The sequence below is a fragment of the Aequorivita sp. CIP111184 genome (assembly GCF_900489465.1).
Taxonomy (GTDB): domain Bacteria; phylum Bacteroidota; class Bacteroidia; order Flavobacteriales; family Flavobacteriaceae; genus Aequorivita.
In genome coordinates this window covers 83,345-103,694 of the sequence record NZ_UEFQ01000020.1, presented here as the reverse complement: position 1 = coordinate 103,694, position 20,350 = coordinate 83,345, and the positions used below count along the sequence as shown (strand labels likewise).

15 protein-coding genes are annotated in these 20,350 nt (G+C 37.3%); 9 read left to right on the top strand and 6 right to left on the bottom strand.

Going from position 1 to position 20,350, the window contains the following annotated elements:
- Window positions 1–359 precede the first annotated feature (359 nt).
- The gene (locus tag AEQU1_RS09085; protein WP_111880550.1) at window positions 360–728 is read right to left on the bottom strand and encodes an NINE protein; all 369 of its coding nucleotides are present in this window, start codon (window positions 726–728) and stop codon (window positions 360–362) included.
- Between the two features lie 910 nt (window positions 729–1,638).
- Between AEQU1_RS09085 and AEQU1_RS09080 the strand changes: the two genes are divergently transcribed.
- From AEQU1_RS09080 to AEQU1_RS09055, 6 genes are all read left to right on the top strand, one after another.
- On the top strand, window positions 1,639–2,031 hold the full coding sequence (locus AEQU1_RS09080) for a hypothetical protein (RefSeq protein ID WP_111880549.1): 393 nt from the start codon (window positions 1,639–1,641) through the stop codon (window positions 2,029–2,031).
- Window positions 2,032–2,033: 2 nt separating this feature from the next.
- Window positions 2,034–3,296, top strand: coding sequence for an ABC transporter permease (locus AEQU1_RS09075; RefSeq protein ID WP_111880547.1), 1,263 nt, complete (start codon window positions 2,034–2,036; stop codon window positions 3,294–3,296).
- Window positions 3,297–3,300: 4 nt separating this feature from the next.
- On the top strand, window positions 3,301–4,209 hold the full coding sequence (locus AEQU1_RS09070; protein ID WP_111880545.1) for a hypothetical protein: 909 nt from the start codon (window positions 3,301–3,303) through the stop codon (window positions 4,207–4,209).
- 19 nt (window positions 4,210–4,228) lie between these two features.
- On the top strand, window positions 4,229–5,185 hold the full coding sequence (locus AEQU1_RS09065) for an endonuclease/exonuclease/phosphatase family protein (RefSeq protein WP_111880544.1): 957 nt from the start codon (window positions 4,229–4,231) through the stop codon (window positions 5,183–5,185).
- Window positions 5,178–5,495 carry a DUF6804 family protein gene (locus AEQU1_RS09060; RefSeq protein WP_111880599.1) on the top strand — a complete coding sequence of 106 codons (318 nt, stop codon included), beginning with the start codon at window positions 5,178–5,180 and terminating at the stop codon, window positions 5,493–5,495. The genes AEQU1_RS09065 and AEQU1_RS09060 overlap by 8 nt, the downstream gene beginning before the upstream one ends.
- A 244-nt stretch (window positions 5,496–5,739) precedes the next feature.
- Window positions 5,740–5,925, top strand: a complete 186-nt coding sequence (locus AEQU1_RS09055) for a type I restriction-modification system subunit M N-terminal domain-containing protein (protein ID WP_258455253.1) — start codon at window positions 5,740–5,742, stop codon at window positions 5,923–5,925.
- Window positions 5,926–5,932: 7 nt separating this feature from the next.
- On the opposite strand, the gene AEQU1_RS09050 is transcribed toward AEQU1_RS09055, so the two are convergent.
- The 5 genes from AEQU1_RS09050 to AEQU1_RS09030 form a co-directional block, all read right to left on the bottom strand.
- Window positions 5,933–6,370: a hypothetical protein gene (locus AEQU1_RS09050; RefSeq protein ID WP_111880543.1), complete on the bottom strand. Its 438-nt coding sequence runs from the start codon at window positions 6,368–6,370 to the stop codon at window positions 5,933–5,935.
- A gap of 45 nt (window positions 6,371–6,415) precedes the next feature.
- Window positions 6,416–6,859: a hypothetical protein gene (locus AEQU1_RS09045; protein WP_111880541.1), complete on the bottom strand. Its 444-nt coding sequence runs from the start codon at window positions 6,857–6,859 to the stop codon at window positions 6,416–6,418.
- Between the two features lie 716 nt (window positions 6,860–7,575).
- The gene (locus AEQU1_RS09040; protein WP_181566743.1) at window positions 7,576–12,426 is read right to left on the bottom strand and encodes an HYR domain-containing protein; all 4,851 of its coding nucleotides are present in this window, start codon (window positions 12,424–12,426) and stop codon (window positions 7,576–7,578) included.
- Window positions 12,427–12,978: 552 nt separating this feature from the next.
- Window positions 12,979–14,820: a tetratricopeptide repeat protein gene (locus tag AEQU1_RS09035; protein ID WP_111880537.1), complete on the bottom strand. Its 1,842-nt coding sequence runs from the start codon at window positions 14,818–14,820 to the stop codon at window positions 12,979–12,981.
- A gap of 314 nt (window positions 14,821–15,134) precedes the next feature.
- Window positions 15,135–16,475: a GIY-YIG nuclease family protein gene (locus AEQU1_RS09030; protein ID WP_111880536.1), complete on the bottom strand. Its 1,341-nt coding sequence runs from the start codon at window positions 16,473–16,475 to the stop codon at window positions 15,135–15,137.
- Window positions 16,476–16,563: 88 nt separating this feature from the next.
- Between AEQU1_RS09030 and AEQU1_RS09025 the strand changes: the two genes are divergently transcribed.
- The 3 genes from AEQU1_RS09025 to AEQU1_RS09015 all read left to right on the top strand — a co-directional run bounded on the left by AEQU1_RS09025 (window position 16,564) and on the right by AEQU1_RS09015 (window position 20,093).
- Window positions 16,564–18,609 (top strand): ATP-dependent helicase, encoded by a 2,046-nt coding sequence (locus tag AEQU1_RS09025; RefSeq protein WP_258455252.1) that lies wholly within the window; start codon window positions 16,564–16,566, stop codon window positions 18,607–18,609.
- 230 nt (window positions 18,610–18,839) lie between these two features.
- On the top strand, window positions 18,840–19,085 hold the full coding sequence (locus tag AEQU1_RS09020) for a hypothetical protein (RefSeq protein WP_111880534.1): 246 nt from the start codon (window positions 18,840–18,842) through the stop codon (window positions 19,083–19,085).
- A gap of 162 nt (window positions 19,086–19,247) precedes the next feature.
- Complete coding sequence (locus AEQU1_RS09015; RefSeq protein ID WP_111880532.1) at window positions 19,248–20,093, top strand: helix-turn-helix domain-containing protein; 846 nt, start codon at window positions 19,248–19,250, stop codon at window positions 20,091–20,093.
- Window positions 20,094–20,350 lie beyond the last annotated feature (257 nt).

Sequence of the window (20,350 nt, the reverse complement as noted above, 5' to 3'; positions counted from 1 at the left end):
TTCGAATGTCAGGTCGAGCGCGGGCCTGTCTCGAGCAGAGTCGAAAGGTCGAGACCTCATGATCGTCGCTCGTCACTCCTTTTATCGAGAAAACCATTTTAAATAGTGCAGTGTTTTAGGGTTTTGTTATATTTGGTTTTCACCCTTCCAATTATTATTTTTAATTGACTCAAAAAAAACCCCCAATAATCTATCTCCTAAGAATAGGGTTTTCAATTAATTGGGGGGTATCGATCTAATCTCCAAATCGAAATATATTAAAAATCTTTAGTGGATTTTCTGTCGTTTTGAACATATAAAAAAACAAGAGCGCTTCGCTAGGGATATAAATTCAGTCCTAGTGAAATAGGCATATTTATTTAACTTAAGACCTTCGTTTTTTGAGACAAATATTCATCATCAGTAAGGATTCCTTTTTCTTTTAATTCATGAAGTCTTTGAAGTTGTTCTAAAATACTAGGTGGGTTAGTAGCACTATGTCCTGGCACATTGACAACGATATTATTAGTATTGGTATTATTTGAATTTCCAAATTGTTTTCCAAATAGCGCATTATAGGTGTTAACTTGGCTGCCAAGGGTAAATAGATCAATAAGCCAGCCTATTCCAAAAATACCGAAAGTGAAAAGATAGAGTATCCCCATTCCAGTCTTGCCAAGATAAAACTTGTGGGCGCCTAGGATTCCCAAAAAGAACCATAATAAATAAGCTGTAGTCGTAGATTTCATATTTGTTTAATTTAGTTTTTTCTTACTCATAAGGCTTTTCAGTACCGCCCCGTTTTTGTGGTTACTGGTCTCCACTTAGATTAATTCAAAAAATGTTATACCGCCAAATATAAAAAGCCAAAACCTACCTATTTTACGGGAAACCTCATTAACACCCAAAATAAATTATTTTAAGAGTAAACGGAACTTCACGAATTCGTTTAAGTAGTATTTAATACAATCATTGACGCCGCCCTTGACTTGCTTTTTAAACCCTTTTTAAAATGCTCCAAGCAGGACCTTTTGAATATTATTGATGTGAGTCTTACAGTTAGAATTTTGATAACCTTATTCATAAAGAGAAATACAATCAACTCAAAATAACTTTACGGGATCAGCCTAGTCCAAAACTTCTATTTCTTTTTCGTGTCAATTTATTTTTCGATTTCAATTTTAATACTACGCTTATCTATTGGGGTGGATGATTCCGTTTTAGGGAAAGTTTGGTGCTTTACGGTTTTCCGTAAAATACATATTACAGGATATTTTAGATTTGTTTTGTTGGGGAAGCCGAAAACCAAAAGAGTAGGCAATTATATAATATTATCTATATGGCTCTAAAATGGTTTCAGTGTAAAAATTGTGCAATTGCAATTAAAAAAGATTCAACTCCTAGCACTTCGGGATGCTCTGTAAAAACATATCACAGTTGGACAAAATTAGGCGATGTTGGAGATACAAATTACAGTTGTAAAAAGTGTGGAACGGTAGTGCAAACTAAATCAACACCTTCAACTTCTGGGTGCCCGCAGGCTACTTATCATTCTTGGAATAAGCTTTAAGCCTTTGTAAACAAACTTTAGCATGCCCCTATGGCACTGCCTTAAAGGCAACTATTATTTTAAATTAAAACTAACCAATCTAAATTAATATGATAACAATCGAATTAAAAAGTCATTTTCTACGCTTATATCAAATTGCTTTTTCTGATGATAATTTTGATGTTTTAGAAATGCAAATGCTCTATAGGTTTGCTGAAGAACGCGGCCTTTCTAAAGAGCAATTGAATGATATTTTATTAAACCCTTCACATGATTCCTCAATTCCTGATTCTCTGGAAAAAAGGGTTGAATATTTATATGACCTAGCAGTTATGATTTGGGCTGATAAAAAAATAACTGAAGATGAATATATAACCTTGAAAAAATATTGCAGAAAATTTGAGTTTTTAGAAGAGAACATCACTGAGTTGGCAGATTATTTATTAGACAGTGCTAAGAAGGAATTACCCAAAGAAGAAATTATTAAAAATATAAATTCATAATTATGGCTGCAATTAATAATTTATTCAAGCTCAAAACTAAAGTAGCGACGAAACCAATCGAAGATGAAACTCAAGAAGCTCGGGAACAGGTTAGAATTACATATTATCAGAACGGCTATGGAGCGTCTGCCAAAGCTAGTGGGAACCCAACGACCTTTAGAGTAGCCCTGCATAATCTTTTTAGCAGTTTTGAAGAGTTGTGTAGAAAACAACTGAATGAACAACGACTATTAAAACAACCTTATATTGAAGCTCAAGAAAAACAGAGAACGGAACTTAAAAAGAGGGAAACAGCACTTTCAATATATGAAGATTCAAAGGATAATTTAGATAAGGATCTTGATAAACATAAATTTGAAATTGTAGACGTGAAACAACATCCGGATAAATATGGTATTGATTCCGATAAACGCCCTAAGGCACAATTTTATATTGGACTTTTTCTTTTGCTACCCATAACAATTTATCTTTTTGTGTTCTATATATCTGCTTCCTATTCAGGTTTTTTCAAAGATTTTGAAACAGGAAGTTTAACTGCTGCCATTTTTGACTCCAATGCACTTGGTAAGGCCATAGAAGATGGTTGGCTAGAAGCAGTTTTTGTGGGGACTATCCCCTTTGTTTTTATGGGCCTTGGGTATTTGGTTCACATGTTTCAAAAATCAAAAGGATGGCGTGCTTTTGTGAAGCTTACTTTCTTATTTATTTTGACCTTCACATTTGACCTAATTCTCGCCTATCTTATTGAAAAGAAAATTTTCTTGTTTGATGCCGTACTTGGAGAAAAATTCACACCCACAGATGCAGTACAGAGCGTTAATTTCTGGGGGATAATATTTGCGGGATTTATTGTCTATGTTATATGGGGTTTAGTCTTTGATTTTGTAATGAAGGAGCATGAAAATGTTGATAAAATAAAAGCCTTTATCAGAGGTCAACGTGAAGAAATTAAAAACATAGAGAATAAAAAGAACGAATTGACAACGCAAATTGAGGAAATCAAAAAAGATATTTCACAGATTAACGGCGTTATTTCAGAACTTCAATCTAAAATCGATGGCTTTATTTTTCCAGTAAAAGAATACCTTCATTATCACTATCAATATGTGGAAGGTTGGTATCAAGCTATTAATTCCGAACTTAAATTTCCTATTAAACAATTAGATGATTTGCATGTTAAATGTGAGGAAGTAGCAAAAACACATCTTGAAGTTTTAAATCTGAATAATATAGATTTTCAAAATATAATATTCGAAAAAAATTAAAACAATGAAAAACACATATACTATTATTTTAAGCTTTTTAACAATGGTCGTATTGCTGTCTTGTGCAGATGAAAAAAAAGAAGATCAAAAAGAAGTAGAAGTGATGGACTTGGTTACCAAGCCTGAAGACAGTAATAATTTAAATATTAGTTTCCTTTTAGATTTGTCAGACAGAATAGATCCTAAAAAATATCCAAATGAATCAATGCAATATTATTTGAGGGATGTTGCATACATAAAATCTGTTTCTGAGGCATTTGATACACATTTAAGGACTAAAAAAGTACGGCAGATGAATGACAAGATGCAAGTGTTTTTTGATCCTGAACCCCAAAATCAAAACATTAATTCTATTTCTAACGATCTTCGATATTCCATAACACGTGATAATGCTTCATTAGAACTATTAGATAAAATAAAAAACACCTATGCTACAAAACCATTAGAAATTTATAATCTTGCTATTAAGGATGATAAGTATGTAGGTTCGGATACATGGAAGTTTTTCAAAACAAAAGTGAAGGATTTTTGCATTGAAGAGAATTATAGAAATATTTTAGTCATTTTAACAGACGGCTACATCTTTCATAAAGACACTAAAATGAAGGAAGGAAACTTAACTTCTTACTTAACACCTCAGGATATAAGAGGCTATAGATTGACTGACAAAGATTGGGAAAGTAGAATAGACGAAAAAGAATATGGTTTTATTCCTGCTACAACTGGACTTGAAAACCTAGAAGTACTTGTTCTCGGCATTAACCCCGACCCCAAAAACCCTTATGAAGAAGAAGTAATCAGAAAATATTGGAGTGACTGGTTTGATTCTATGAAAGTGGGACGGTATGATATTAAAACTGCCGGTTTGCCATCAAATATGGATAAAATTATAAAAGAGTTCATTTTAAAATAATTTTATTGTTTTCACACTAATGACAAAAAAGTTAAAAGACGTTTCAAAAATCACAAGAGCAGTGTTTCACACACTGCTCTTAATTTTTGTTTTTATTTCGTGTAATTCAAAGACAGATAAAGGTTATTCAGAACAAACATCTGCGATAAATCAAATATCACAGAACGTTGCATTCAACAACACAAAACCTCTTACCTATAAAAACACTACCCTCGCCTCCTGGAACATCCGGGATCTAGGAAGAACAAAAAACCCAGAGGAGCTAAAAGAGATTGCGAACATCCTTAGAAATTTTGATATAGTAGCAATACAAGAAGTAGTAGCCAAAGATCCAGCAGGAGCCCAAGCTGTAGCTAAAATTGCTGATGAACTAAACCGTATGGGCTCTAAATGGGATTACCGCATTAGCGACCCTACTAGGAGTCCTTCAGTTTATATAAGTGAGCGCTATGCTTTTTTATGGAAAACATCGAAGGTGAGTTTGATCCATCGAGCCTATTTAGATAAAGAATTGGAAGATATATGCAACCGTGAACCCTATATTGCTGCTTTTAAAATTGAAGGGCAATCAGAACCTTTTTATGTGATTAACTTCCATTCTCGAAAGTACAATGATAGACCGGAAGAAGAAATTATTGATTTTCTAGATTACCCGACTCGATTAAAATCAAGTCGAATTATAATTGCTGGCGATTTCAACTTAGATGAAAATCATAAAGTGTGGAAGCCTTTTTATAATAAGGGTTTTAAAAGCGCCCTTCAAAATACCCCAACTACTTTAAAAATGAAATGCAAAAATGGCGAATATTTAAACCACGCTATTGACAATATATATTTTACATCAAGCATTAAGCTTCTCCAATCGGGCAGTGTTGATATTGTGGACTCTTGTCATGAACTTGAGTGGGCGCGTGCGCTTTCCGATCACTTGCCTGTTTTTATGGAATTTAAATTTGAAGAATATGACAATAACTAAACTTATAAAAATTGCCTTGGCAATCTTATTTTTCCTCTGCCTCCTAAATATGCCCTATGGCTATTACCAGCTAGTACGCTTTTTGGCATTCATAGGCTTTGGATATATAGCCTACCAGGCCAACCAAGAAAACAACAATACAGCAAAAATTATTTACGCTGCTCTAGCATTATTATTCCAACCTTTCGTTAAAATAGCCCTTGGTAGAGAGCTTTGGAATATTGTGGATGTGTTAGTGGCAATAGGGCTACTTATAAGTATATTTCAAAAAAGAAAAACAACTATGGAAAAGCCGAACTCCAGGAAATAGTAGGCATCATTTTAAAATAAATAGCTATGGCTAATGGATTTAAGGAAGGTTATGAGCCTACCCAAGATGATTTGGATAATCATTCAGATCAATTAAACCCTAATAACGATGAGTATAAGGGAGAGGAGTAAATAATCTCTTAGGAAACCGATGGTGATTTCACCATCGGTTTTATTTCACTTTCATAAATCGTCCTACAAACCAAGCGATTTGTTTATACATTACATCATACCAAAAACTATAAATGGCAATAAAAAAATCAGAATTATACAGCTCCCTTTGGGCGAGTTGCTACGAGCTAAGAGGCGGATTGGACGCCAGCCAATACAAAGATTATGTATTGGTAATGCTCATTCTAAAATATATAAGCGATAAATGGGCGGGACAGCCGTATGCGCCTATTACAATTCCACAGGGCATGAAATTTTGACAGCTATTTAAACCCCCAACAACATCAAAACAACAACAGGAACTGGTTCTGTAATAGTATAAATAACCGTATTGTAATCCCCCTTCCCTTGTCTTAAGTAAGTGCCATCCCAAGTGTAAAGCACGGTATTGTATTTCCCTTTTCCTTCACGAATATACTTTCCATCCCAAGTGAGCAGAACCGTGTTATAAGCACCCTTTCCTTGCCGAAGGTAATGCCCATCCCACGTATATAAAACAGTATTATAGGCTCCTTTTCCGATACGGATGTATTCCTCATCTATCGTATAAAGTACTGTATTATAACTTCCTTTCCCTTGCCTTAAATAGTTTCCATCCCAGGTATATAGTACCTCATTGTAACAGCCTTTCCCTTGGCGTATATATTCTTGACTTAATAGCATAGCAGGAATAAAAATGAATAGTAGTAAAAATTTCACTTTCATAAAAAAGTATCATTTTATTGTTGCCCATTTCTTAGAAGGCCTAAATTAAACTTTATGTAGTTGATCAACCCTTGCCTGTTTTGCAATCAAAATTGCCTGAACCAAGTCATTAATTTTATCAATATCCATGCCGCGTGGAGCGAAGTTAAGTTGGGAACCTCCGTTTGAGGAAATAGAAATTAAACGTTTTCGAGTAGCCCACCATATTCCAAGACATAAAACCCCCAATGTAATTCCGGCTAGAGTGGCTATCTCACCAATATAAAAATCACCGAGGAAAAAACCACTTAAAATAATTAATGGCGCCAGAATTAGAAGCCAGATATCGTTCTTGAATTTTGTCTCTATTGAACTGATATCCTCAAGAAAAATAGTAATCGAACTAGATTGTCCCCATTCACTCTCAACCATCTGAACTCGATGATTGGTTAAAATCATTTTCTTATTTTTTGATATTAAGAGTTGCTCTTCGTTTGGTAGCAGTTTCATTCTGAAATAAATTTAATTTTCGCCAATTTTATTTGGTATTTGGCTTTCCCAAATATATTATCTCAATCTTACTTGTGGTTCGTGATTTGCGTATTTATCGCTGTAATATATCTTGAGTTATCCATTCAAAAATATAAACAAAAATTTAAGCGACCGTAAGGAAATCCTTATCTACCACCAAAAAACCGCTCGCTTCCCACTTTATCGCTCGTACTTCGTATTTCGTATTTCGTACTTCGTCACTCGAAGCTCGTCCTTCCCACTTCCCATTTCGCACTTCGTACTTCGTCCCTCGTCGCTCGTCCCTCGTCCCTCGTCCTTCGACCCTTCTCCCATACTTGTTCGAACATTGTTCGAAGAAACGGCCCTCTATTCGAACAAAATACGAACAGCATTCGAACAACACTCGAACAAAGCGCCTGGAAAACAAAAATAGGCTTGCTTGCAATTTTGGTGAAAAGCAGTCAAAAGTGGGTAAATGCTGTCACTGGATACCATTTTGTGCAAACCCTTAGCAAAGGATAAACCAAGGTCGAAATGCTCAGGACAGGCTACTCAGGGTGATATTGGAATGTCATTATGAAACAAGATGTCAGGGTGCGCGCAGTCTTTTTAAAATCACACTCTTCTGGGTTTGATTGTTTCCACCTCTACAAAAAAAACAAAACCCCTTGTACAATTTGCACAAGGGGTTTTTTATGAATTTTAAAAGAAAACTATTCTTTTAACAGGCGCTTGGTTATCTGACCGTTTTTGCCTTTGATGATCACTACATAGGTAGCGGCAGCAAGATTATCTACGTTTAAGGTCTTGGCAGTTGCCATTCCCTTTAAGTTGAACGACTGCACCAATCTTCCCGTTAGGTCATAAATATCAGCACGCTCAAGCTCTAGGCTCTGTGGGTTGCCGATGGTTACATTTCCTTTTGCGGGGTTGGGATACATCGCGATGCTTCCAAGGCTCTGATTGTTGCCTCCCGTGCCAAGTACACTATCCACAACAAGCTCAAACTCGCAGGTTCCAATATTGCCATACGCATCTGTTGCGGTTAGCGTGATGGTATAAGTTCCATCGGAAAGCGTCGTTCCCGCGGCCGGGTCCTGAGTGGTAACGGTAACAGGATCGGTACAGTTGTCTACTGCCGTTGCCTCTCCCGTTGCGAAATAATCAGGAACAATATAGAACAAGTTCCCCTGACCTGGATCTACCGTTTGGTCTGCTGGACAAGTAACCACCGGCGCAAGGTTATCAACCACGGTTACAACCGCAGTACAAGTGGCAAGGTTGCCGTTGTTGTCTTGGCTGAAGATCTGAACGGTTACAGGAGTACCAATATCGGCACAGCTGAACTGTGTAATGTCCACGGCTACTGTAAAGATACCACAGGCATCATCGTTGCTCGCTATCACATCGCTTAGGTCAAGGGTGGCGGTGCCATCTGCTCCAAGTTCCAATGTGAAGTCCTGACATACAAGTACCGGACTTGTATTGTCCTCCACCGTTACGATGGCGGTACAAGTTTCAGTATTTCCGTTTACATCGGTTACGGTCAGTATTACAGTGTTGTCTCCTATGTTCGAGCAATCGAAGGTATCTATATCAAGATCATAGCTCGCAATGCCACAGGTATCGGTAGAGCCATTGTCTATATCAGTTCCGGCTATGGTAACCGTTCCCGTTACAGGATCAAGTTCCACGGTAAGGTTCTGACAGGCTACCACTGGGGCGGTTACATCTTCTACCGTTACGATGGCGGTACACGTACTTGTATTTCCGTTTACATCGGTAACTGTTAGGATTACGTTGTTGTCCCCAACATTGGAACAATCAAACGTATCCATATCTATTGAAATAGTAGCCACACCACATTGGTCGGTGCTGCCACCGTCCACATCTGCTGCAACTATAGCTGCGTTACCAGCGGTATCCAACTGAATGGTGATGTTCTGGCAAACTGCTACAGGCGCCTCGTTGTCGATCACCGTAATGGTAAAGCTACAAGTGCTTACGTTTCCGTTTACATCGGTGGCGGTGAACTCAATCGTGTTCACGCCAACTGGGAACTGGCTTCCGCTTGGAAGTCCCGCAGTTTGAACTACTGTGTCAATGCTACAGTTATCCAGAACAAATGGTTCGGTAAAATAAGCAAATGAAGAGCACTCACCTAGATCGGTATTTGCAATAATATTTGCAGGACATGCTATAATTGGAGCGATAGTATCTTCAACCGTGACCACTGCGGTACAAGTAGAAACGTTTCCGTTATTATCGGTTACTGTAAGCACCACATTGTTCGTTCCTATGTTAGAGCAATCGAATGATGAAACATCAATAGTTGTACTTGCAATTCCGCAGGCATCAGATGAACCACCATCCACATCAGCAGGCGTTATGGAAACGTTGCCAGTAGCGTCAAGCTGCACAGTAATGGGCTGGCATATTGCCGTTGGAGCTATATTGTCTTCCACCATTACTGTAGAGCTACAGGTAGAACTATTGCCATTAACATCGGTTACCGTTAGTGTTACGGTATTTGGCCCTATATCGGCGCAGCTGAAGTTATTTGGACTTACCGTTATGCTAGCAATTCCACAATTGTCAGTACTGCCTCCGTCTACATCGGCAGCATCCAATACGGCTTGGCCATTGCCATCTAACTGCACAACTAGTGGCGTCGCGGCTGTCCACACATAATTTACTTTTGTTAAATCAACATGGTCATTCACCCAAGAAGATACTGCGGTATCGTAGTCTCCGGGATCATTATAACCGGGTGCGCCTGTATCTAAACTATAACCTTCAGCATTAATGGCAAAACCATCGCCCCAACTATCAGTCCAGGCTGTATGGGTAATAGTGTTTGGGTCGGTTGTATTCGGATCAATAGATACGGCATAATCTGAAGGATTTCCACCAAAAATAAGGGCTGCGGTTTCTTGGGCATTATAAACGGGAGGATTGGTAACCCAAGAAGGGCCATCGCTAACCCTAAAAGAGCCTACGTATATTGGAGTAGAGCCAAGACATACAGCTATTGGTGCTTCAGTATCTTCTGCAGTAAAAGTGAAACTTCCATTCGTGGAAAGACCTCCTGTATCAGTAGCTGTTACAGTGATAACTGCACTGCTTTGTATTCCGGCCTCTGAAGTACCTGTTACAACAAAGTTGGTGCCGTCATAACTAACGGATAGATTAGTGTCTTGAACCAAAGTCTGATTATTAGAAGCTACAGTAACTGTAAGATCTGTAACGGCATCCTCCACGTCTGAAATTGTAACATTCTGGGTAAAGCTACTTCCGGGACATCCCGCTACATTTGCAATGGGATCAATTATCGGCGCATGGTTAAGTAATACTATTTTGTTATTGGAAAAGGAAAAACATGACTGATCTCCCGCAAGACCTCCATATTCCACAATATAACCCATGCTTTGGCCTGTTCCTAGATCGTTCCAACGGCCATCATTGGCAAAATATATTTGCATATAATCTTCGGTACCTCCTGAATTATTTGGTTCGCTAGGATTCCAATTTACGTATTGGCCAGGCAATGGATTGCTTCCAAAAGACATTTGTGTTCCTGCTTCAGGTCCCGTTATCCAATACCAGTTATTTTCTGCTGCTGCTTGGTTTGCATAAAGTGGGCTTCCCACTGCTTGATTTATTTGGCTGAACTCATCAGAGCCACCAAGCCAACCGTCATCTGTTAACTTTGTTTTTATAAAGTTGTTTTCTTCAGCAGAGGTAGAAGTGGCCAAATATCCTTGAAGACCATAAAGGGTTCTTGTAGCTGCGGCAGCTTTTGCCTGCACCCAAGAAAGACTTTGGTTTACATATTCGTAATAGTGGTTGTTATCAGGGTTAGACACGCTGCCTCCTATAATAAATTCAATAGTACGTTCAGAGGTGTTACCGCTTGTTGTACGGAACTGAATATTTTGGAATAAGGTTTCCAAATCAGTATCAGTTAAGGTTCCTATTATGGTAAAAACTCCCGTAGAACTGTTATAATTAACGCTTACTCCTCCCGGAATGGTGTATCCTGGATCCAGGGCCAATTCATCTCCTGAATAGAAATTATTGGAGATGGAAACCAAGGCTCCGTCTGCATTTCCATTATAAGTAATTGCGATGGTGGGATCAACCGTAGTAAAGGTGCTAATATCACCCATTTGAGTTGCTCCCGCTGAGGTAACCACAAAGGGTTCTGGTGCGGTAATCGTAATATCTGCGTTTGTTGTATTCACATTTCCGCTGGCATCAGTTGCTGTTAAGGTTACAGTCTGCGTACCAATATCGCTACAATCAAAAGTGGTTTTACTCAATGATAGTGTAAAAGTACAGTTGTCTGTACTGCCATTGTCAACCATAGCTGGAGTAATTGTAAGTCCAGTGGGATCGGTTAATTGAAGTATTAGGTCCTGGGCTTGTGCAACTGGGTTAATATTATCTGTTACAGTAACCGTTACCGGTATTACTGTACTATTTCCACTATTATCTGTAACAGTATAGTTAATATTATTAGTGCCCGTATTGGAGCAATCAAAACTTGTTTTGCTCAGGGTTTTAGAAGCTATTCCGCAGTTATCGCTACTGCTAACTTCAATGTCAGAAACTGAAATTGAAGCATTCCCAGTTGCATCCAAAGTAACAGAAAATGGTGAGTTAACGGACACACTTGGATCTTCGGTATCTGGGGTAGTTATAATGTTTACCGATTCTGTAGTGGTACAACCTTCTTGGGAGGTAACAGTTACCGAATAGGTGCCGGGAGCTAATCCAACTATAGTTTCCGTAGTTGCGCCTGTATCCCATAAGTAATCGTAGGGAGGTGTTGCAAAATCGGAGGCAACGGCAGTAGCCGTTCCATCACTTGCTCCTAAACAACTAACATCGGTTTTATTGATAACCGTAGAAAAAGGAAGCGAAAAATTCTGGTAGCGTACCGCTTCTTGGGAAAAATTATAAAAACCAAAACGACCCGTAGTATAGGTGCCGTCTACATCAAAAATTAGAGTGCCATTTATCCATACACTAATATTGCTGGCGCCATATTGCACTTGAAAGGTATAGAGGGTATTGTCTGCCCATCCCCCCAAGCTTGAATTGGTTCCAAGCACTTCATTGATTGCACTGTTTTGGCACCAAAATGTAGAGATGAAATCTGTAGAAGTACCCTGAATCCGTGAGAGGCGTATGGCAGCGGGTGCAGTACAACTTCCAGCAGACTGAGCTGCCTGTTTCCAATCAAAAAGAATGAAATTGTATTCATCGTTGGGTGTAGTAGTGTTCGGAGATTGGTAGCCAATCACAAAACCGATAAAGTCATCATCACTGGTAGTTTCTACTCTAAACTCACCTTGAATGGTGGTGTTGAAATAATCAGCGTTACTCACATAAAAGGACGGATTACTATTTACTGTTTGAAGCACGCTGCTCCCATCTGGGGCAGGTACCCAATTTCCATTTGTAGGATCACCTTCAACACTCCAAGAATTTAACCCTAAATTTATAAAGCAGTCAGGGGATTGGGCATTAACCTCAAACAAAGTGGTTAAGAAGACCATTATTAGGAGCATGAATTTCCTAAGATGAAATAAATGGATAAAATTGGTTGTTAAAAATTTTGAGTAATTTTTTCGATTCATAAGTAGAATATTAATTTGATTTTATATTGAAGAAATTGTTAAGAAGCTTTTTCCCCAATGAAGGGAAATCCAAAATAAATTGTGGAGGTAGGAACGCCTGTAGCGCAAAATTGTAAAAGAATTGAAACGTCAGATAAGAAAAAAAGACATCTTAGCATAAATAGGTTTTAAAAGATTTGGGTAAATCTAAAAGTTAAATTTTTTAACATTGCTGGGCAAATAAATGATGATTTTGGGAGAAATAAAAACAAATCATATAGATAAAATATAGATAGTTTTAAAAACTATAGAAATCTTAAATGGAAGGATTGACTTTAAGAAACTATAAATCAATTATTTGGGAATTTAATGTGTCTATTGCACTATATTTTAGAAATTATAGGTGCCCATTTAAAACTGAAGATGGTACAATCGGGCGAAAGACAGAAAATGCGGGATAAAATTTAAATTGTCATTCTTTAATTGAATGTTTTATAGATCACGAATTAAATTTTCAAACGAAACATCGTCATCCTGAAGTGCCATTTTCCTTTTAATTCTATATTTTTTTGAAATTACACTTTGGTGGCTAATTCCCATGAGGGAGGCAATTTCCTTGTTGGTAAGTTGAAGTTTTAAGAGGGAACAAAATGCAATATCGTTGTCTGAAAGCATCGGAAACATCTGTATAAGATTCTGCCCAAACTCGGGATGTACCTCCACAAACTTGGTTTTAAAGTGTTTCCAATAATTCTTTTGATTGAAGATGTTGGTAATTTGGGAGGCAATTTCGTTTGAAGCTTCTTTGTTCTGTCTGTTATCTAATAATTCAGTAACCTGATTTTGTAAATCGGCCATCTCCAAAGATATCGCTATAAGTTCACGTTCCTTATCTGCCAATGTTTTTTCGCGCTCCTCAAACAATTCATGTTCTAATTCCTGTTTCTCTTGGAGGGCGATATGCGACTTTTCCAAGTTTTCTACTGCAGTCTTTTGAATCGCTATTTTATTTTTATTGGTATAGTATATTATAAATGGAATAGCAGAAACCAAGGCAAGGGTGAATAGCGTTAAAAAGATGATGTTTTGCTGTTTTGTGTTATTCTCAACCAATAGTGCATTATTCTTTGAAAGTGAAATATTTTTTTCGCGTTGGAGCTTATTTTGGTACTCCTCCTGCAATTCATTTATCTTAAGAACATTGTTTGCATTATTTAAGGAATCTTTTAAAAAATCTACCCGTTCATACATGGGCACCGATTCCTCAAATAACTTTTTTGCATTATAGGTAATAATTGCATTTTGTAATAAGAGAATCTCATTGTCCGCGTTCATTTTCAACCGTGTGTTGAGTACTGGCTTTACACTATTAATAACAATAAGCGCAGTTTTATAATCTTGCACTTTGTTTAAAACCTTTAAGTATTCAGCGGCTACTTCCGTAAAACGCGGCGAATTAATTTCATAAAGCCCTTCATAGGCTTCTTTTAAATTACTGATAGCTTCTTTTGATCTATTGGTGATACCATATAGTTTTCCCAATAAACTAGTGGTGAGCAACCTATGCTCCAGGTTTTCTAATCTTCTTAAGCCAGCCTCCGTTTCCAACAATGCCTTTTCTGCGCTTGAATATTCTTCCAATGCCATCAGGCACTGGCCATAATTCATAAGTGTATAATAATAATTGAGCCCTTTTTCCTTAGCAAAAATAGGAAGCAGCTCTTCAAAAATATCCTTGGCGAAAACGTAGTTCCCATTATTGAAATAAAAATTCCCCAATTTTTGTTTTATGATATAAACCTCTCTGTCGTTACCGGTTTTATTGAAAATGGCAATAGCTTTTTTTAAATAAATTATTGCCTTTTCGGGCTGTAGCATATAATTATAATTAGACGCCATTTCTCCATATACAATTGCCTCCCCATCTATGAATTTTGCCTTTCTGTATAGCGCTAAGGATTTTTTTAAAGCTTCCAAAGATTCGGAATAGCGGGAAGCAGTTCGCAGTGTAACTGATAAGTTTGAATACAGTCTTGCGGTAATTAAGGCTTGGCCCTGTGCTATTTCAATTCCCTTATTAAAATAATATTCCGAAGAATCCAAGATTCCCAATTGGGTGTAGGTAATTCCTAGATTACTGTAGGTTTTGGCTACCACGGTATCGTGGAGATCAGAAGATTTTCCCAACAATCGCAAGAGATAGACCTTAGCGGAATCGGGCTTTTTAAATACCGTATTTTTTATTTGGGAGTTAAGCTTTTCTACTTCTTTGGTTTGTGAAAGCAAGGAAATGGGGAAGACGAAAAAGAGAATGGCTACGTAAAAATGCTTCATACTTTTATTGATGTCCAAATTTATAAAAAAATGAAAGAATTAATAAAAGGAAAAGTTTTGTTTTTTTGCTTTCTGCAGTCATCAGCTCAAAAGAATGCCCTCCAAGATGGAGGGCATAGGGATATAAATTAATAGTTATTAGTGGATTATCTGTGTCCCGCTATTGGGGATTATTGTTTTCCAAATAGACGTTTAATTTTTGATATTATCAAGAACTACATATAGATTAAGTATAGACAGTAGCAGATGAAAGCTTGGGTTACATTTTATATGAAAAAGAAAGAAATTATGCAAAGTTCAGAATACAGTTTTATTTAGTATTTAAGAATAGTCCCTTCTTGTTTTTTATTGCTCCTATGAAATTGATCAATAATTCTTGAAGTAAAATAATTGTGGGAATATCTTTTTATGTAACCTTCAATATCACGAAAGGAATTAATATTCGCATCGTTTTCAATAAAGCCAAAACCCTGATAAATTCCGTTTTTAACTAATACAACAGCCGATTCAAATATATGTCGGCCTCCTAATTTAATAATATAGCTGGGCCTTTCATCAAAAATAAATTTCAGTGCTGCAGCCACTCTTTCATTGTAAATGCTTTTATCTTCGAGCCCTTGGCAAATTCCCTTACAAAAAACGGGGTCGCTACATTTAGCTGCCGTTCTTTCGATGCCTGTGAAGCGTCTGCATAAATTGAACTTTTGTTGAACTTGCTTCATTTTTAGTAAAACCGAATCGCGGTTGTAGTAGAATTCATTTTCACTATCTGCATAAGACTTTTGGATTAATTGTAGGCGTAATATCCCTCTTCCATCTGTCTTAGATCTGATGACATAGGGGTCAATAAGTTCTTTTTGATTGGTATTGCAAATAGGTTTTAAAGTAGTGATATAATGAGATTCCAGCAGAAGGGCAAGGGTTTCACTGCCTGTTTCCTCAAAATCAAGAAAAGCAGTTTGGGCGCATAATTCTCTTTCAAAAAGATTAGAGGCGGTAAAATGGCTCCGAACCCTTTTGAGGATATTTATCGCTTTCCCCACATAAATAACTTCCCCTTCCTTATTGCGAAAAAAATATACTCCCGGAGTTTTTGGAAGGTGACTAAAATCCACAGTATCCAAATTGGGTTTTTCTTTTAGTAAATCAGAACCATTACTTGTTCCAGAAGAAATTTCAATGAGGGCGAAAAATATTTTTTCCATAGCCTTAGAATGTTCTAAAGGTGTATTGGCAAAATATTTTAAACCTAGGGATTGAAGGGCAACGGCTATAGTAAATGTTTTTGTTCCCGTAATATTCTTAAATAGTTGTTGAAGGATATATGTGGCCCTTCCAGGAGAATACCCAATTTGCTTAAAAGATTTAATAAAAAGACGTTCCGAGAATCTATCCATAAAAACTGTTTGACCGTTCTCCACCAAAGCAATAATTTCTAAAGCGATATCACAAAAAGGGGGTGCCGTTTTTATTCTGGAATAGTCTATTGTTAAAGAAGTTCTTTCAGTCATTGACAATCTGGGCTGAGGTTTTATATAACTTTCAAATTCTGCTATACATTGCTCGTCTTCGCTAGTACGTACTGCCAAATTTATAATTCTTGCTGTGGCAAGATTGTTGCTAGAGGCTGTGACGGAAATAAAAGAGAATTTCATAAAATTTCAGATTGGAAAAATGACAAAATTATGGAATATTTCCAAGTATGGGATATATACTTTATCTTTAAAGCAAAAAAATACTGCATTGGAATTATATAATAAAGAACAAAAAGAAGCCATAACTTTTAATGGAAAACATTTACTGTTATTGGCAGGAGCGGGGACGGGAAAAACAAAGACTATAGTTGGCAGAGCAGCCCATTTGATTGAAAATGGAACTGCTGCCGAAAAAATACAGATTCTAACCTTTACCAAACGCGCTGCCAGCGAAATTGTGGAGCGGGTAAAGGCTGGAATTCCGGGCCGGGATGCACAGGCTCTAAGTGGATCCACTTTTCACAGTTGGTGCAACCAACTTATCACTAGTTTCCCAAATTTGTTCGGAGCTGCCAATTACACGGTGATCGATTCAGATGACCAACTCAGCTTGATGAAGATGGCTTGTGGTAATGAAAAAACGGGCTATGGAAAAATTCGTATTAAACCTCAACAAATATTAGATTTGTTTTCTTTCGCTAGAAACACGAGAATTAATCTTACCGAAACCATTCGTATTCAATTACACAAGGGGAAGGATGATTCTGAAACCAATGAAGAGATAGAAGAGTTGCGCCCAGTGCTCGAACTTTTGATTAAGGAATATCAGACTCTTAAAATGCAACAAAAATATCTAGATTATGACGATCTGTTGCTGGTAGTTGGAAATAGGTTACATAAGGATGAAGAGGCGAGAAATATACTTTCCAAAGCTTATGATTATATTTTGGTGGATGAAATGCAGGACACAAATCCGTTGCAATGGTATTTGCTTGCGCCATTTGAAAAAATCTGTAAGCTTTTTTGCGTGGGCGATGACGCACAATCTATTTATTCCTTCCGAGGGGCAGATTTCCAGAACGTACACTCTTTTACAGAACGTGTTTCAGATTCCGAAGTGAAGAAATTGGATAAAAACTACCGCTCAACGCAAAAGATACTGGATATTTCAAACTGGCTTCTCCAAAAGTCGCCAATTGGCTATAATAAAAAGCTCACGGCGCATAGAGGTCCGGGTAAAACGCCTGTGATACTCAATGTTGCCAATCAGTTTGAGGAAGCCAATTATATAGCTGAAAAAATATTGAAGGACTTTCGTGAAGGAGGAAAGACATTTTCAGATTTTTTAATATTGAGCCGTTCGCAGTATTACACCAAACCTTTACAAGCTGTATTTCTTCAAAAGAAAATTCCTTATGAAACTTACGGCGGACGTAAATTTTTGGAAGCCGCCCATATAAAGGATGTACTTGCAATTTTACGCGTAATAAATAATCCTTTAGATCAGATTGCTTGGATGCGATACCTCACTTTTATTCATGGTATCGGGGAAGTAAGAGCGAGTAGTTATTTACGGGAAATACTAAAACTTGATACCAGCAAAATTACTGGTGAAGCACTTAGCGGCATTATACCTGGACCGGAAGGGGGAAAAATAAAAGCCTATTACAATGCGGTGAACGCAAACAAGAATAACGTAAAACTTGCAGTATCCAGCTTGTTTAAGGAAATGGAACTTGATCTGGCTTTGAAATATGCAAAAGACTGGCAAGAAAAAAGGAAAGGAGACTTTCCCGTCTTAGAAATATTGGCAGAACACTATTCAAGTTTGGGGGAATTTATAACGGAAGGAATTTTAGATAACTCCACCGGTTTAGGTGGCACTCCTGTATTGGAGGGGAGTAAAATTAAAACTACCGAAAATAAGGATCACGTAATTATCTCCACTGTCCATTCTGCCAAGGGTCTGGAGGCTGATGTTTGTTTTGTGCTCAATGTATCTCCAAAAACCTATCCATCATCCTACAGTTTGGGAAGCACAGAAGAAATTGAGGAAGAAAGACGTGTTCTCTATGTCGCTCTTACTCGGGCAAAGAACGAACTTATAATTACTAGAACTACAGATTCTCTCAATGCCCATCACAGTAATGCTGTTACGCCTACACAAAATGAGGAAATAAATAGCGCCTATTTTTTGGAAGGTCTACCAGAAAGTTTGGTAATACAGGAGCGTCCGCAGGGCAGTTTTTCAAAATCACAGGATGCAAAAAAAGCTAATAAAATTGATTTGGACTTTGGATTTGATTTTAGTTAAAGCCAGATTTTGAGGTTTATGTGTGGGGATCATTGTGTATCTAAACTACTATTGAATAAAAAATAACAACCAAAAGTATCTGGTATTCAATTATTTACTACATTTACATAAGTTTGTTTCCAATTGTGGTAGCGAGCTGAAACTCTCCTCTTCTTAAGCAGTTTGCTTTTTATTCGGCAACTAACTTCCCAATTGTTTTACTGATTGTTCAACTTCAAAATTTTAGTAAGATGACTGCAAAAAAAATCCTAAAATCAGAGGCTCCATTAAGAAAGACACCCTTGACAAAAATGGCTACTACTAAAAAAATAGCCGCAAAGAACACGACTAAATCTGTTCTTAAAACCCGTGTTACACGTATTTCAATTGTGAATTCGGGAAAAGTTTCTGCCGTAACTCCCCAAAAGTTAGAAACCATTGCCCAAGTGAGGCATTTTAAATTTAAGGAGGATAACCCCGTCCGCTTTGATCCTTAAAAATTGACGCTGAGCTTTTTAAACGAGGCGCCAATGCCCCAAAAAACATTGAATTTTCCATGGAACCCACCGAAGACGACACCGCAGGGTGCCATTTGTCATTCTTTCTAACCTAAAGAAGTACTCCTCTGAAATCAGTTTTTATTTGACGTTTCCTTAAAAATGACTAAAATCTTAAACATACCGCCCAGTATTTTATTGGCGCCTTTTGTGAGCACCTACACCCTTTTGAAATTTAATACCTTTCAGAAAGAGCTATGCTGGCCGTGTTATTCTGGTCCCGAAATGTGTCTGCTGTTTTTTCTAGACCAACTTCCAAGAGATTTGCCAATTAGCAGCAATGATTCCATCGAGAATGAATCAAAACGAGCTTTGCTAAAAGGACTCTTTACCCGGTTTAGCTGGAGTTGGAAGTTTAAAGGCGAATACTCCATTTTTAGAATACAGTTTACCCCTAATGGATTCCATACCCTTTTAAATTTGCCGTTAAGGGAATTCACAAATAAAATTGTGGATGCACAAACCGTTTTTGGTAAAGAGATTTCCATGCATTGCGAGCAACTGCAACAAACACAAAACATTTTTAAAATGGCAGCGCTTACGGATGAGTTCTTAAAGAAGTATGTAACCCAAAAAAAAGCAAATGCTAATAAAAAGGGAGTGGACTTAATTTCCAATGCCATATTGCGGTCCAATTGCTCAGTACCTATAGAACAATATGCAGCAATGGCCAAAATGAGTCTGCGCAATTTTGAACGAAAATTTACGAAACAGGTAGGAACTTCCCCTAAAACATTTTGCCGCTTGTTACGATTCAATCGCGCCATAGAAATAAAATTAATGAATCCTGAAAAATGCTGGACTAGCATCGCGCTGGATTGTGACTACTATGACCAAATGCATATGATAAAGGATTTTAAAAAATTTGCTGGCAATAGTCCCACCCATCTATTTGAAAATAGTTTACAGGCTGCACTTCGTATTGAAAATGTAAAAAGGAGGATATAGCTATAGGTAGCCATCAGCTAAAAAACACTTTATAATAAGCCTGTAAAATATTTAGCTTCCTTTCTTTTATTAAAATAAGCTGTCGCTTTTGTACTATTACAACTGAAGATTGATTATTAATTTAATAGCTTCATTTTAAGGTGTTTAAAAGCAAAGGTTTTCTCTCCTCTAACAGAACCATTTGGCTTGCACAAGTGAGTATATACAAAAAGAACTTCCCATTTAAAGAATGATTTGTTGATAACCGTCAATAAGCA